Origin of the sequence: Streptomyces sp. NPDC101234, from assembly GCF_044767525.1 — a bacterium.
Classification (GTDB): Bacteria; Actinomycetota; Actinomycetes; order Streptomycetales; family Streptomycetaceae; genus Streptomyces; species Streptomyces sasae.
Window position 1 is genome coordinate 70,060 of the sequence record NZ_JBIWOA010000012.1, and the last position, 13,603, is coordinate 83,662.

Annotated in this window: 13 protein-coding genes; 2 read left to right on the top strand and 11 right to left on the bottom strand. The window is 69.9% G+C overall.

Annotated features, from left to right (window positions below; translation table 11 throughout):
• Positions 1-266: 266 nt before the first annotated feature.
• From ACIRR9_RS22610 to ACIRR9_RS22625, 4 genes are all read right to left on the bottom strand, one after another.
• Positions 267-1,685 (bottom strand): sugar porter family MFS transporter, encoded by a 1,419-nt coding sequence (locus ACIRR9_RS22610; protein WP_403253853.1) that lies wholly within the window; start codon positions 1,683-1,685, stop codon positions 267-269.
• Positions 1,686-1,954: 269 nt separating this feature from the next.
• Entirely contained in the window at positions 1,955-5,662 is a 3,708-nt protein-coding gene (locus ACIRR9_RS22615) for an AAA family ATPase (protein WP_403754599.1), read from the bottom strand.
• Between the two features lie 279 nt (positions 5,663-5,941).
• Positions 5,942-6,145, bottom strand: coding sequence for a hypothetical protein (locus tag ACIRR9_RS22620; protein WP_093498859.1), 204 nt, complete (start codon positions 6,143-6,145; stop codon positions 5,942-5,944).
• A gap of 372 nt (positions 6,146-6,517) precedes the next feature.
• Positions 6,518-6,799 (bottom strand): acylphosphatase, encoded by a 282-nt coding sequence (locus ACIRR9_RS22625; RefSeq protein WP_316775109.1) that lies wholly within the window; start codon positions 6,797-6,799, stop codon positions 6,518-6,520.
• A 189-nt stretch (positions 6,800-6,988) separates the two neighbouring features.
• On the opposite strand from ACIRR9_RS22625, the gene ACIRR9_RS22630 reads away from it, so the two are divergent.
• Together ACIRR9_RS22630 and ACIRR9_RS22635 are read left to right on the top strand one after the other, a co-directional pair.
• The gene (locus ACIRR9_RS22630) at positions 6,989-8,116 is read left to right on the top strand and encodes a CAP domain-containing protein (protein WP_403754603.1); all 1,128 of its coding nucleotides are present in this window, start codon (positions 6,989-6,991) and stop codon (positions 8,114-8,116) included.
• A 71-nt stretch (positions 8,117-8,187) separates the two neighbouring features.
• Entirely contained in the window at positions 8,188-8,589 is a 402-nt protein-coding gene (locus ACIRR9_RS22635) for a helix-turn-helix domain-containing protein (RefSeq protein WP_365338381.1), read from the top strand.
• Here ACIRR9_RS22635 and mutM read toward each other — a convergent pair.
• From mutM to rsmD, 7 genes are all read right to left on the bottom strand, one after another.
• On the bottom strand, positions 8,562-9,422 hold the full coding sequence (mutM, locus tag ACIRR9_RS22640; RefSeq protein ID WP_403754607.1) for a bifunctional DNA-formamidopyrimidine glycosylase/DNA-(apurinic or apyrimidinic site) lyase: 861 nt from the start codon (positions 9,420-9,422) through the stop codon (positions 8,562-8,564). The genes ACIRR9_RS22635 and mutM overlap by 28 nt on opposite strands.
• A gap of 81 nt (positions 9,423-9,503) precedes the next feature.
• Positions 9,504-10,355: a ribonuclease III gene (rnc, locus tag ACIRR9_RS22645; RefSeq protein WP_403754610.1), complete on the bottom strand. Its 852-nt coding sequence runs from the start codon at positions 10,353-10,355 to the stop codon at positions 9,504-9,506.
• An 8-nt stretch (positions 10,356-10,363) separates the two neighbouring features.
• Positions 10,364-10,537 (bottom strand): 50S ribosomal protein L32, encoded by a 174-nt coding sequence (rpmF, locus tag ACIRR9_RS22650; protein ID WP_007493396.1) that lies wholly within the window; start codon positions 10,535-10,537, stop codon positions 10,364-10,366.
• Between the two features lie 2 nt (positions 10,538-10,539).
• Positions 10,540-11,190: a YceD family protein gene (locus ACIRR9_RS22655; RefSeq protein ID WP_384567486.1), complete on the bottom strand. Its 651-nt coding sequence runs from the start codon at positions 11,188-11,190 to the stop codon at positions 10,540-10,542.
• A 132-nt stretch (positions 11,191-11,322) separates the two neighbouring features.
• Positions 11,323-12,408 carry an ATP synthase F0 subunit B gene (locus ACIRR9_RS22660; RefSeq protein ID WP_403754613.1) on the bottom strand — a complete coding sequence of 362 codons (1,086 nt, stop codon included), beginning with the start codon at positions 12,406-12,408 and terminating at the stop codon, positions 11,323-11,325.
• 58 nt (positions 12,409-12,466) lie between these two features.
• The gene (coaD, locus tag ACIRR9_RS22665; RefSeq protein ID WP_365344699.1) at positions 12,467-12,946 is read right to left on the bottom strand and encodes a pantetheine-phosphate adenylyltransferase; all 480 of its coding nucleotides are present in this window, start codon (positions 12,944-12,946) and stop codon (positions 12,467-12,469) included.
• 26 nt (positions 12,947-12,972) lie between these two features.
• On the bottom strand, positions 12,973-13,560 hold the full coding sequence (gene rsmD, locus ACIRR9_RS22670) for a 16S rRNA (guanine(966)-N(2))-methyltransferase RsmD (protein ID WP_384567476.1): 588 nt from the start codon (positions 13,558-13,560) through the stop codon (positions 12,973-12,975).
• Positions 13,561-13,603: the final 43 nt, after the last annotated feature.

Genomic DNA, 13,603 nt, shown 5'->3' on the forward strand with positions numbered 1-13,603 from the left:
GATGGGTGCGGGAGGGTTCGGCACCGCCGGGCAGCGCCGTCGCGGCTGATCGCCGTTGCGGCGGAGAGAAGTGGTGCGGCGGAGTTCAGGACCGCGAGTTCCGCGGCCGGTCGAGAAGCGGCTTGTTCTACGGCGACATGGACGGACCGCGGCGCGGCGCACACGAACCGCCGCCCCCGCCCGGGCAGTGACCGGGCGGGGGCGGCGGCGGATACGAGGAGAGGGGCAGCGGGGATGTGGCCCTTCTCCCCGAGTTCGGGGGCGGGTCAGCCCATCTCCTCCAGGGCCTTGCCCTTCGTCTCCTTGACGAACTTGAGGACGAACGGGATGGAGAGGGCCGCGAAGACCGTGTAGATCACGTAGGTCGCGGAGAGGTTCCAGTCGGCCAGCGACGGGAAGCTCGCGGTGATGGCCCAGTTGGCGATCCACTGTGCGGCGGCGGCCACGCCCAGCGCGGCGGCGCGGATCTTGTTCGGGAACATCTCGCCGAGGAAGACCCAGACGACCACACCCCAGGACAGGGCGAAGAAGAGGACGAAGATGTGCGCGGCGATCAGGGCGGTCCAGCCCTGCGCGGCCGGGAGCTTGCCGTCGACCAGGTGGTGGGAGAAGGCCCAGGCCTCGAGGCCGAGGCCGATCACCATGCCGACGGAGCCGATCAGGGCCAGCGGCTTGCGGCCGATGCGGTCCACGAAGATCATCGCGATCACGGTGCCGATGATGTTGATGATCGACGTCGTGAAGGAGTAGAAGAACGAGTCCGTCGGGTCGACACCCACCGACTGCCACAGGGTCGAGGAGTAGTAGAACGCGACGTTGATGCCGACGAACTGCTGGAAGACCGAGAGGCCGATGCCGACCCAGACGATCGGCTTGAAGAAGAAGGAGCCGCCGAGCAGGTCCTTGAACGTGGACTTGTGCTCGCTCTTCATCGCGTGCTCGATCTCGGTGACACGGGCGTCGAGGTCGGCGCTCTTGCCCTCGACCTCTTCGAGGATCTCGCGGGCGCGGTCGTGCTTGCCGACGGAGATCAGGAAGCGCGGGGACTCGGGGATGGCGAAGGAGAGCAGACCGTAGAGGACGGCCGGGACGACCATGACGCCGAGCATGACCTGCCAGGCCTCCAGGCCCATCAGGTGACCGCGCTGGTTGCCGCCGGCGGCGTTGAGCAGGCCCCAGTTGACCAGCTGCGAGATGGCGATGCCGATGACGATCGCGGCCTGCTGGAAGGAGCCGAGACGGCCGCGGTAGGCCGGTGGGGCGACCTCGGCGATGTAGGCGGGGCCGATGACGGAGGCCATGCCGATGGCGAAGCCGCCGATGATCCGCCAGAAGGCGAAGTCCCAGAGGGAGAAGGGCAGCGCCGAGCCGACGGCGCTGACCGTGAACAGCAGGGCGGCGATCTGCATGACGCGGATGCGGCCGATCCGGTCGGCTATCCGGCCGGCGGTCGCGGCGCCGATGGCGCAGCCGATCAGGGCGATGGCGATGACCTGTGCGAGGGCCGCGGACCCGATGTCGTAACGGCTCCGGATCGCCTCGACGGCGCCGTTGATGACAGAGCTGTCGTAGCCGAAGAGGAACCCGCCCATCGCGGCCGCCGCCGCGATGAAGATGACATGCCCGAGATGATCGGGGTGAGCCGTCCCGGCTCCTGACTGGGGTGCCTGCGCAGTGCTGGTCACAAGAAACTCCTCGGGCCACCGGCAACGCTGCCGGGGGTGGGGGGTGAGCCCTCTCAGGTCAAGTGGCGCACACCTGCACGCCGCTCACACCTGAAGGTAAAAGCAACGTTGCAGAGACTATGCCTTCAAGTTTCGAAGTCAATACCGCGGGTGATGTGACATTGAAGGCGCGGTGAAGGCGTTTGTGTTCAACACTTGAATAGTTGAAAGGGAAACGCAGGTCAGGACACGGATCGGTCGTGAAGGACCGGTGTAGAGCGCACGCAAACCTAACGGAGCCGCTGGCTGATGACCTTCGACACACCGTCGCCCTGCATGGACACGCCGTACAGCGCATCGGCGACCTCCATCGTGCGCTTCTGGTGCGTGATCACGATGAGCTGCGAGGACTCCTGGAGCTCCTGCATGATGCGGATCAGCCGCTGCAGGTTGGTGTCGTCCAGGGCCGCCTCGACCTCGTCCATGACGTAGAAGGGGCTGGGGCGCGCCTTGAAGATCGACACCAGCATCGCGACGGCGGTCAGCGAGCGTTCGCCGCCGGACAGCAGGGAGAGTCGCTTGACCTTCTTGCCGGGCGGGCGGGCCTCGACGTCCACGCCCGTGGTGAGCATGTTGTCGGGGTCGGTCAGGAACAGCCGCCCCTCACCACCGGGGAAGAGGCGGCTGAAAACACCCTCGAACTCCCTGGCCGTGTCCCGGAACGCCTCCGTGAAGACCTGCTCGACCCGCTCGTCGACCTCCTTCACGACTTGAAGCAGGTCGGCGCGGGTCTTCTTCAGGTCCTCCAGCTGCTCGCTGAGGAACTTGTGCCGTTCCTCGAGGGCCGCGAACTCCTCAAGCGCCAGCGGGTTGACCTTGCCCAGCTGCTGATAGGCGCGCTCGGCCGCCTTGAGCCGGCGCTCCTGCTCGGCCCGGTGGAAGGGCTTCGGCTGGTTGCGCGGGTGCTCGGGGTCGTCCGGCAGCACCTCGCCCTCGGCGGGGGGCGAGGGCGGCACGAGCTGTTGGGGGCCGTACTCGTCGACGAGCCCCGCCGGTTCGACGCCGAGCTCCTCCAGCGCCTTCGTCTCCAGCTGCTCTATGCGCAGCCGCTTCTCGGCGCCGAGTACCTCGCCCCGGTGAACTGAATCCGTGAGTTTGTCGAGTTCGGCCTTGAGGTCGCGGCCGGTGGTGCGGGCCGCGGTCAGCTCCCGCTCGCGCAGCGCCTTCGCGGCCTCGGCGGCGGCCCGCTCCTGCTCGGCGCGGCCGACGGAGACCTCGACATGCGCGAGCAGCTGCCGCGCGCCGGAGGCGACCGCCTCGGCGACGGCGGCCTCGTGGCGCAGCCGGGCCCGCCGTTGCTCGGCACGCGCGCGTGCGTCGCGCTCCGCGCGGGCGGCCCGGTCGAGGGAGTCGGCGCGTCCGGCGAGGCCCTTGACCCGCTCCTCGTGGGTACGGACCTGGAGGCGGGCCTCCATCTCGGTCTGGCGGGCGTTGGCGCCGTCGGCGGCGAGCCGGTCCCGGGCGGAGGTGTCCGGTTCCTCCTCGACGGGCATCTCCTCGGCCACGGCCAGCCGCTCGGCGAGGATCTCGACCTCTTCCAGGGCCTTGTCGAGGGCGTCCTGCGCGCGGGCGGCGGCCGCCGTGGAACGCTCCGCCTCGCCTGCCGCGCCGCGGGCCTGCCCGGCGAGCCGGCCGAGCTGCTGCGCCACCGCCGACTTCTCCCGGTCGGCGGCCCGGCGCCGCTCCCCCAGTTCCTCGACGAGCGCGGCGCACTCCCTGCGCCGTGCCTGGGCGGTCTGCTGTGCCTCGGACAGTTCCTCGCAGCGGACGGCCAGCTCCTCCAGTTCGGCGGCGGCTTCGTCGACCGAGGCTTGGACTTCGAGGAGGCTGGGCGCGCCGGCGGAGCCGCCGTGGGCGAAGTGGGCGCCGAGGAGGTCGCCCTCGGCGGTCACCACGGTGAGGTCGGGGCGGCGGTAGACGAGGTCCTCGGCGTCTTCGAGGGTCTCGGCCACGACGATGTTCCTGAGCAGTCGTCGCACGGCGGGCATGAGATCGGCGGGACCGCGGACCAGATCGGCGGCGAAGGGGTGTCCGTCGGGTGCGGGTGGGTGGGGGCTGGTCGCGCCCCTGCGGGGCGCTGACCCGTCCCCGGTGCTGTCCAGAGCTGTCGTCGGTCGTCGGTCTGCCGCCGCGCCGTCGTGGCTGGTCGCGCCGTTCCCCGCGCCCCCAAGGGGCGCTTCAGGCTGGGGGGCTTCGCCTCGGAGCGTCGGGGTGTCCGGGGCTCCCGCCAGCAGCAGGGCCGCCCGGCCTCCGTCCTGTTTGCGTAGCAGGCGGATCGCGTCCGCCGCCGCGGACGGGGTCGTCACCGCGATCGCGTCCGCCGCCGCGCCGAAGGCCGCTGCCAGGGCCACTTCGTGGCCCTGGGCCACCGTGAGGAGTTCCGCCGCCGGGCCCAGGAGGCCGGTGAGGCGGTCGCGGGCGCCCAGCAGTATGCCCGTGCCGTCCTTGCGGCGCAGGCCCAGCGCCAGCGCCTCGTGGCGGGCCTGGGTCGCGGCGCGCCTGCGTTCCGCCGCCGTGACCGCCTCGCGGGCCGCGGTCAGGGCCGTCTCCGCCTCGGCCAGCTGATGTCTGGCCTGCTCGTGCTGTTCGGCGAGTTCCTCGTCACCGGCGTCGAGGCCGTCGACCTCGGCCTTGAGCGCCTCGTACTCCTCCTGTGCGGCGACCGCCCGCTCCTGGGCCTCGTCGCGGGCGGCGGCCAGCCGGTCGATCTCCGCCTGGGCGGACGCGGCGCGCGAACGGGCCGCGTTGACCTGGCCGTTCAGCCGGGCCAGGCTCTCCCGGCGGTCGGCGATGGAGCGGGCCACGTCCTTCAGGCGCCGTTCCTCGACGGCCAGCTCGCGCTCCAGCTCGGCGCGGTGCGCGACGGTGTCGTCGAGGGCGCGCTCGGCCGCTTCCAGGGCGGCCTCCAGTTCGGCCTCCTGCTCCCGGATGCGGGCGGCCTCGCGCTCCATGTCCTCGGGGTCGCGGCCGCGCCGCTCCTCCGGGGGCGCGGAGGTGGCGCTCTTCACCCGGGCGTCGGCCAGCGAGATCGTGCCGCGGACGCGTTCGGCGAGCTGGGAGAGCTCGTGCCAGGTCTGCTGGGCGCGCTGCAGGCGCGGGGTGAGCCGCCGTACCTCGTCCTCCAGGAGCGCCTCCCGCTGGAGGGCCTTCTTCAGCTCCTGCTCGGCGGCTTCCTTGCGTTCCTTGAGGGCGGCCTCGTCGGCGATCTCGGTCTGGAGTGCGTTGCGGAGTCGTACGAGATCGTCGGCGAGCAGGCGCAGGCGGGCGTCACGGAGGTCCGCCTGGATGACGGCGGCCCGGCGGGCGACCGCCGCCTGGCGGCCGAGGGGCTTGAGCTGACGGCGGAGTTCGTCGGTGAGGTCCTGGACGCGGGCGAGGTTGGCCTGCATCGCGTCCAGTTTGCGGAGGGCCTTCTCCTTGCGCTTGCGGTGCTTGAGGACGCCGGCGGCCTCTTCGATGAAGGCGCGGCGGCCCATCGGGTCCGCGTGCAGGACGGAGTCGAGCTGGCCCTGGCCGACGATGACGTGCATCTCTCGGCCGATGCCGGAGTCGGAGAGCAGGTCCTGGATGTCGAGGAGGCGGCAGGTGTCGCCGTTGATCTGGTACTCGCTGCCGCCGTTGCGGAACATGATCCGCGTGATGGTGACCTCGGCGTACTCGATGGGCAGGGCGCCGTCGGAGTTGTCGATGGTCAGGGACACCTCGGCGCGGCCCAGCGGGGGGCGGCCGGTGGTGCCGGCGAAGATGACGTCCTCCATCTTGCCGCCGCGCAGCGACTTGGCGCTGTGCTCGCCCATGACCCAGGTGAGCGCGTCGACGACATTGGACTTGCCCGAGCCGTTCGGACCGACGACACACGTGATCCCCGGCTCGAACCGGAGCGTGGTCGCCGAGGCGAACGACTTGAACCCGCGGAGGGTCAGGGCCTTGAGGTGCACGCCGTCGGACTCTACCTGGCGCCGCTACCCCACTCCACGAAGCCTCGCAACCCCGCGGTTTCGCGCATGAACATGCAGGGCACACCAGACGTTAAAGAGGGTGAAAGGATGCGCGGGGCTACAAGCGGATCGGGGCACGGGGACAGCGGGGCCCGGGGCAGGAAAGCGAGAAAAGCAAGAAAGAAGGGACGCCGGGGCGTCCCTTGCAAATCTTGACAACTTAAGCGGTTGAAAGGGCTGCCCAACCGCCGCATGTGCTGTTGTGGAGCGATGCAGCGATCAGGTGAGCGCAGGCTCCGCCTGGTTTGCGTCGATGCTCTCCATGATCCTGTCGGGAGAAGCGGCAGCCGTCAGCGCGTCGTTCTCGGCCTGAATCCGCACGAGCTCGGATTCGAGGTCCTGGACACGCTGCTGGAGCCGTCGCATCTCGGCGAGGAGTCGCGGGTCGGAGCCGCCGACGTAACCGAGAAGCGCCTTTGCCATGATGGATGGTCCTCCACACTGAGTGACCGACCGAAGCGGTGTGGGTCGTGAGGGATTCGCACCCGCGGTGCTTGACACATCCGAGTGTTGCTCCATGCCAAACAGCTAAGGTGCGCGGGGCTTTCAGCGTCTCACCAAAAAGTTTGACGGTCAACACGATCACACCCTGTATTGGCGGGCGAACCCTGGCGCGGGCGGCCCTGGACGGGCGGCGCTGCGACTCCTGCGGGGCCCTCAGGGCGTGGCGATCATCTCTACCTGCGGAGCCTGCCACGACGAGCGGTTCTTGGCAACCACCAGGTAATTTCTGCTCGGGGCACATGCCGGTGGCAGATCACTCCGCTTCCACCTGCGCGGCTTTACAGAGCGGAGTCAGCGGATGGCGAAGCCGTCGTAGCCGCCGCGGGGTGTGTCCCAGATCTCGGTGACACCCTCCACACGCCCGGGCGTGTCATCGCCCTGGAGCCAGCCGAGCAGCCCTTCGCAGCCCTCCCGGGAGCCCTCCGCCACCACCTGGACGCGACCGTCGCCCAGATTGAGAGCAAAACCACTCAGCCCGCCGATCTCCAGCGCCTTGGCCCGCGTGAACCAGCGAAAACCCACACCTTGCACATAGCCGCGGACCCAGGCGACCAGTCGCACATCCTCGCTCATGAGTGCAACCTAACCGCCCAATGTCACTCGGAGCATCTCCCCCCTCCGCGGTATGGGGTACCGTCCCCACCCAACGAATCTCATATGAAACTCACTCGATCGGGTGAGCCAGGTTGACCAGAAGGAGTCATTGGCCACATCGGCCCCTGGTCGACCGCGACCGCGAGGACGAGGGAAGAAGGCAAGGACATGGGACGCCACCGACGCTCCGCCGCCGGCCGCGCCGCCACGGGCCACGCCACGGGGGTCACGGAGAACAACGGCTCGTACCCGGACGGCCACGACCCGCAGGACTCTTACGCGGCGCTCCGGTTCGGCACGGGCACCGCACCCTACCTGCGCCGGCAGGAGTACGCCGACACCAATGAGCGCAGCTCGGCCTACCTGTTCGCGACCGAGGACGACTACGCCCGCTTCATGGACACCTCCGCCTTCCCGGCCGAGGAGTTCGCCCCGGCCGGCGGCTCCCCCTCGGGCGGCGGGCGGCGGCGCCGGAAGAAGGGCGGGCGGCCGATGGCCACGGGGCTGCTCGGGGTCTCGGCGGCTGTCGCCATCGGCACGGTCGCGGTGGCCACCGGTCTGGTGCCGGGCCTGGAGAACTACAAGCTCGGCGGCACCACCGGCACCACGGGCGGCGAGACGGTGCAGGCCGACGGCACGCCCAGCAACACGGCCGCCGAGCAGGGCGGCACCTCCGGCAGCGCCGAGAGCCGGGACACCTCCGGTACCTCGACCAGCCGGGACTCCCGGCGCGCCGGTTCGCCGACGGCGTCCGCGCCCTCCTCCACCTCCACCTCTTCGTCGCCCGCCCCGGCGAAGACGGCGACCGAGAAGCCGACGCCCAGCGCCACGCCGTCCACGAAGACGCCGACGGCCTCTCCCTCCAAGACGGCCACCAAGGCGCCGGTGAAGACCGCCGCCCCGGCCACCGTGTCCGAGGCGGCCGCGGCCGAGGCCGAGGTGCTGAAGCTGGTGAACGAGGAGCGGGCCAAGGTCGGCTGCAGCGCGCTGTCGGCGGACTCCTCACTGACCGACCTGGCCGAGGGGTTCAGTGCGGACATGGCCGCGCGGAACTTCTTCGACCACACCGACCCGGACGGCAAGACGCCGTGGGACCGGGCCGCGGCCGCCGGCATATCGAATCTCGGCGGCGAGAACATAGCCCGCGGCCAGGCCACCGCCGCGGCCGTCATGGACGCCTGGATGAACAGCGAGGGCCACCGCGCCAACATCCTGAACTGCGACTTCAAGACCCTCGGTGTCGGCGTGCACTTCGGTGCGGGCGGGCCGTGGTGGACGCAGGACTTCGGGTACTGACCAACAAGAATGCACTAACCGGGGGTTAGCGCACCCTGTCGGTTAGCGCTGTGCTCCCGTAGGCTTGACGCATGACCATCACCCAGGACCGCGCGGAGGAGCTGCCCCCTCCGTACGACGCCTTCGCCCGGGCCTGTCCCTCGCGCACCACCCTCGAACATGTCATGGGCCGCTGGGGCGGACTCACCCTGAGCGCGCTGCACGAGGGGTCGTTCCGATTCAACGAGCTGCGGCGGCGTGTGGACGGCGTCAGCGAGAAGATGCTCTCCCAGACCCTCCAGGCGCTGGAGCGCGACGGCCTGGTGCACCGCGAGGCACAGCCGACCAACCCGCCCCGCGTCGACTACGAGCTCACCCCGCTCGGCCGCGAGGTCGCCGACCGTCTGCTGTCCGTCGTGCACTTCGTGGAGAGCCGGATGGACGAGGTGCTGGCCGCCCGCGAGCGTTACGACGACACCCGCGGCGCCCGCTGACACTTCGGGCAGAAGTAGCTGGACCGATTCATCCAGGGCCGCCTGCGCATCGGCGTACCGCACCGCCGGCAGGGCAGCCCCTCCCTGCCGTACGCGTCCAGCGAGCGGTCGAAGTACCCCGACTCGCCGTTGACGTTGACGTACAGGCTGTCGAAGCTGGTGCCGCCGACGGCCAGGGCCGCGTTCATCACGTCCCGGACATGGCCGAGGAGTTCGGCGGTGCGCGGGCGGGTGAAACCGGAGGTCGGACGTTCGTAGTGGAGACGGGCGCGCCAAAGGGCCTCGTCCGCGTAGATGTTGCCGACTCCGCTGATCAACGACTGGTCAAGGAGCGCCCTCTTGATCGTGGACCGCTTCCGACGCAGCGCCTGGTGGAAGGCCTCGTCGTCGAACAGCGGGTCGAGGGGGTCACGGGCGATGTGTGCGATGACGTCGGGCAGCCCGTCCGGGGTGTTGTCGTGCAGCGACAGCCCGCCGAAGGTGCGCTGGTCGACGAAGCGGAGCTCGGTGTCCACGTCGTCGGCGAACCGGACGCGGATCCGCAGGTGCTTCTCGTCCGGTGCCGCGGGCGGCTGGACCAGCAGCTGACCGCTCATGCCGAGGTGGGCGAGGATCGACTGATCCGTGTCCTCCAGCGGCAGCCACAGGTACTTGCCGCGCCGGCTCGGGGTGCCGATGCGGTGACCCTTGAGCCGGTGCGTGAAGTCGTCGGCGCCGGCCATGTGCCGTCGTACCGCACGCGGGTGCAGGACCTCGGCCTCGGCCACGACGCGATGGGCGACCCACCGCTCCAGGCCGCGTCGTACGACCTCCACCTCGGGCAATTCAGGCATCAGGACTCCCGTGCAGGACCGTGGAAGGTCCGAGCGCCCGCCTCCGTGGAACGGTGGCGGGCGCTCGGGCTGCGCTGTTCGTCAGGCGGAGGCGGCGGACGACGGACCGTCGTCCTCCTCGGCAGCAGCCTTGGCGGCCTGCTCGGCCGCCGCGGCCTTGGCTCGTTCGTCCGCGTCGGCGCGAATCGCGCGCCATGCGGACTCGGCGGCCTGCTGCTCCGCCTCCTTCTTGCTGCGGCCGGTGCCGGTGCCGTACGAGACGCCTCCGACGCGGGCGGCAGCAGTGAAGGTCTTCTCGTGGTCGGGGCCGGTCTCCGTGACCAGGTACTCGGGCACGCCGAGGCCCTCCGTCGCGGTGAGCTCCTGGAGACTGGTCTTCCAGTCCAGGCCGGCTCCGAGGTTCGAGGACTTCTCGATCAGCGGGTCGAAGAGCCGGTGCACCAGCTCGGACGCCGAATCGAGGCCCTGGTCGAGATAGACCGCGCCGATCACCGCTTCCAGGGTGTCGGCGAGGATGGACGCCTTGTCCCGGCCGCCCGTGCCCTCTTCACCGCGGCCGAGCCGGATGAAGGAGCCCAGGTCGAGACCGCGACCCACTTCCGCGAGCGCACGCGAGTTCACCACCGCCGCACGGAGCTTGGCCAGCTGGCCCTCCGGCAGGTCGGGGTGGGTGGTGTACAGCGTGTCCGTGACGACGAGGCCGAGGACGGAGTCACCGAGGAACTCCAGCCGCTCGTTCGTCGGCAGACCGCCGTTCTCGTACGCGTAGGAACGGTGGGTCAGCGCACGCACCAGAAGGGCGGACTCGAGCCTGTAGCCGAGCCGCCCTTCCAGAAGCGTGTGGGACGAGGCCGTGCTGTCCGCCTTCTTCTTGGCGGACGGGTCCGTCTTGGGCTCTTCGCCCTTCTTTGGACTGGACACAGTGCCTCTCACCTGGCCGCTCAGACTTCGAGGACCTGGCGCTTGTTGTAGGTGCCGCAAGACGGGCACGCGATGTGCTGCAGCTTGGGCTCGTGGCAGCGCTCGCACGCAACCAGGGTGGGGACCGCAGCCTTCCACTGCGACCGGCGGTGGCGCGTGTTGCTGCGCGACATCTTCCGCTTCGGAACAGCCACGGCTACTTCTCCTGCTTCTCGTCGACGCCCGCTTCCGCGTCAGCGCCGCTCATCTCGTCCTTCTCGCCGTCCTTGGTGGAACCGGCGAGTCCCTGCAAAGCCGCCCAACGGATGTCGACGGCGTCGTGGTGGTGGTCCGGGTCGTCTGTGAGACGGACTCCGCACTCGGAGCACAGTCCCGCACAGTCGTCCTGGCACACCGGCTGCATCGGCAGTGCGAGCACCACCGCATCGCGCAGCACGGGTTCGAGGTCGAACAAGCCGTCCTCGATGAAGTACCTGTCCTCGTCGTCCTCGGCGTCGTCGCCCGGTTCCGCGATCACGCGGCCCCGGTCGTCGGCGTCAGGGTACGAGAACAGTTCCTGGAAGTCCGCTTCGAGCTCCTGCTCGACCGGCTCCAGACACCTTACGCACTCCCCCTCGGCCTGTGCACGGGCGGTGCCTGTGACAAGCACACCCTCCATGACCGACTCCAGGCGGAGCTCCAGCTCCACCGGGGCGCCCTGCGGCACTCCGATGACTCCCGCGATACCGAGGTCCGCGGGAGCGTCGACCGTGCGGGTCAGGCGCTGCAGCGCACCGGGACGCCGCCCCAGCTCGTGTGTGTCGAACACGAACGGGTTGCGGTGGTCGAGGCGCGCGTGAGGAGCCATTCCTGCTTTCGATCTTCGAGCTCAGAGGGACGCGGTCCGGAGAAGTCCCCGGGCAGCGTTGATCGCGAACGTAGACGCGACCGAAGAGCCAGGATACTGGACCTTTCGCTGTCGGCCCAATCCGGTCGTTCTCTACAGGCCCCGACCCTGCTCGTAGGCCCTCAGCTGCTCCGGGGTGATCATGCCGGTGTCGAAGAGGCTGGTCTCGTCGAGGTCGTACGACTGGTGCGCCTGGTGCTGGACCGCCGGCTGCTGCTGGGGGTCGTAGACGGGCTGCTGGCCGGTGTCGTAGCCCTGGTAGGCGTAGGGGTCGGCCTGCTGGTAGCCGTAGGGGTCCTGCTGCTGGTAGCCGTACGCGTCCTGCTGGGCGTAGGCGGGCTGCTGCTGCGGATAGCCGTACGGATCCTGCTGCACCGGCTGCTGGTCGTACTGCGGCTGCTGCGGGATCTGGACGGCGGGCTGCTCGGCCTGGGCCGCCTGCGCCGCCCGTTCGTCCTGGTCGGCGAGGGCCGCGAGGTCGGCGAGGTAGTCGGCGTCGCTGGAGTGCTGGAAGGTCGTGTTGTCGTCGGCCAGGGCGCCCAGGTCGTCGGTGGCGATCCGGCCGTGCAGCTTGGCGCGGCCCTTGCCGACCGCCTCCAGGGTCTTGGCGAGGACCGCCTCGAAGGCGCCCAGCTTGGTGTCCACGTAGGCGTCGGCGTCCCGGCGCAGGGTCTCGGGGTCGTGGCTGCGCTCGGGAGCGTCCTCGTCCTCGTAGCCCTGCTCGTCGAGGCCCGGGCCGGTGCCGAGCAGCTTCTCGCGGCCGCGGCCGACCGAGCCGAGCGTCTTGGTGAGGACGACCTCGAAGTTGGCGAGCTTGGAGTCGACGTAGTCGTCGGCCTCGGCGCGGACCTCCTCGGCCTCTCTGCGGGCCTCGCCGAGGATCCGGTCGGCCTCCGACTGGGAACGGCGGGCCACCTCCGTGTCCGAGATCAGCGACCCGCGCTCGGCGTGCGCGGTCTCGATGATCCGCTCGGCCTCCATCCGGGCCTGCTCGACCATCTGATCGCGGTCGCCGATCAGCTCCTGGGCCTGCGCGAGGGAGCCGGGCAGCGCCTGGCGCAGCTCTTCGAGCATCGCGAGCAGGTCGGCGCGGTTGACCACGCACGACGCCGACATGGGCATGGCCCGGGCGCCGGACACCGTGGCCACGATGTCGTCGAGCTTCTTCTGTACGTCCACCCTGCGCTCGCCACTCTCTACAGCCGTGTTGGAGACGGACGGGACGACTGTAGCCCCATCAGTCCCTGTGAAGACGCTTGTTGAGGGCCTCCAGGACAGGGGCCGGAACCAGGTGGGAAATGTCGCCGCCCCACTGCGCGACCTCCTTGACCAGGGAGGAGGAGAGGAAGCTGTAGGTGGGGTTGGTCGGCACGAACAGCGTCTCGACGCCCGTCAGGCCGATGTTCATCTGCGCCATCTGCAGCTCGTAGTCGAAGTCGCTGACGGCCCGCAGGCCCTTCACGATGGCCGGGATCTCGCGCTGCTTGCAGAAGTCGACGAGGAGGCCGTGGAACGCCTCGACGCGGACGTTGGCGTAGTCGGCGGTGACCGTGCGGATCAGGTCGATCCGCTCGTCGATCTCGAACAGGCCCTTCTTGGACTTGTTGATCATCACCGCGACGTAGACCTCGTCGTAGAGACGGGACGCACGGGCAATGATGTCGAGGTGTCCGTTGGTGATCGGGTCGAACGACCCGGGACAGACGGCGCGGCGCACTTGTGATCCCTCGCTCTCCGGTCCGGTCATCGTGCGTCTTCGCACGTAGAGGCGGCGCGACCGTACCAAAACGTTCCCTCGCCGTAACGACGGGACCGGAGGGCCTCGAAGCCGTCCGGCCAGCCGAAGGTGCCGCCTCTGGTGCTGCGCTCCACGGTGACGAGGGCGTCGGGCGCGAGCCAGCCCCCGGAGTGGAGTGTGAGGAGAATCTCCCGAAGATCGTCGTCCGAGACGGCGTACGGGGGGTCGAGGAAGACGATGTCGTACGGCTCCGCCGGCGCCGGCGACTGGATGATCTGTTCCGCTTTGCCCGCCCTGACTTCGGCGCCGGGCAGGCCCAGATTCTTTACGTTTTCACGTACGACGCGGGCGGCTCTCGCGTCGGCCTCGACGAGAAGGGTGTGTCCCGCGCCCCGGGAGAGGGCCTCCAGGCCCACGGCGCCGGAGCCGGCGTAGAGGTCGAGGACGCGTTCGCCGTCCAGGGGGCCGCCGAGGAGGGACTGCCAGGTGGAGAAGAGGCCTTCGCGTGCGCGGTCGGAAGTGGGCCGGGTGCCTGTGCCTGGTGGCACCGTGAGCCGACGTCCGCCGGCTGCGCCTGCGATCACGCGGGTCATTTTGAATCCTCGGTCCGGGGTGGTTGCGGATTCAGTTTGGCAG

What these genes read in the sequence shown, in the direction of transcription:
- ACIRR9_RS22620 (WP_093498859.1), bottom strand. Translation starts at nt 6,145, where the DNA reads ATGGCAAAGGCGCTTCTCGGTTACGTCGGCGGCTCCGACCCGCGACTC.
- ACIRR9_RS22625 (WP_316775109.1), bottom strand. Translation starts at nt 6,799, where the DNA reads ATGAGCGAGGATGTGCGACTGGTCGCCTGGGTCCGCGGCTATGTGCAA.
- ACIRR9_RS22630 (WP_403754603.1), top strand. Translation starts at nt 6,989, where the DNA reads ATGGGACGCCACCGACGCTCCGCCGCCGGCCGCGCCGCCACGGGCCAC.
- ACIRR9_RS22635 (WP_365338381.1), top strand. Translation starts at nt 8,188, where the DNA reads ATGACCATCACCCAGGACCGCGCGGAGGAGCTGCCCCCTCCGTACGAC.
- mutM (WP_403754607.1), bottom strand. Translation starts at nt 9,422, where the DNA reads ATGCCTGAATTGCCCGAGGTGGAGGTCGTACGACGCGGCCTGGAGCGG.
- ACIRR9_RS22655 (WP_384567486.1), bottom strand. Translation starts at nt 11,190, where the DNA reads ATGGCTCCTCACGCGCGCCTCGACCACCGCAACCCGTTCGTGTTCGAC.
- rsmD (WP_384567476.1), bottom strand. Translation starts at nt 13,560, where the DNA reads ATGACCCGCGTGATCGCAGGCGCAGCCGGCGGACGTCGGCTCACGGTG.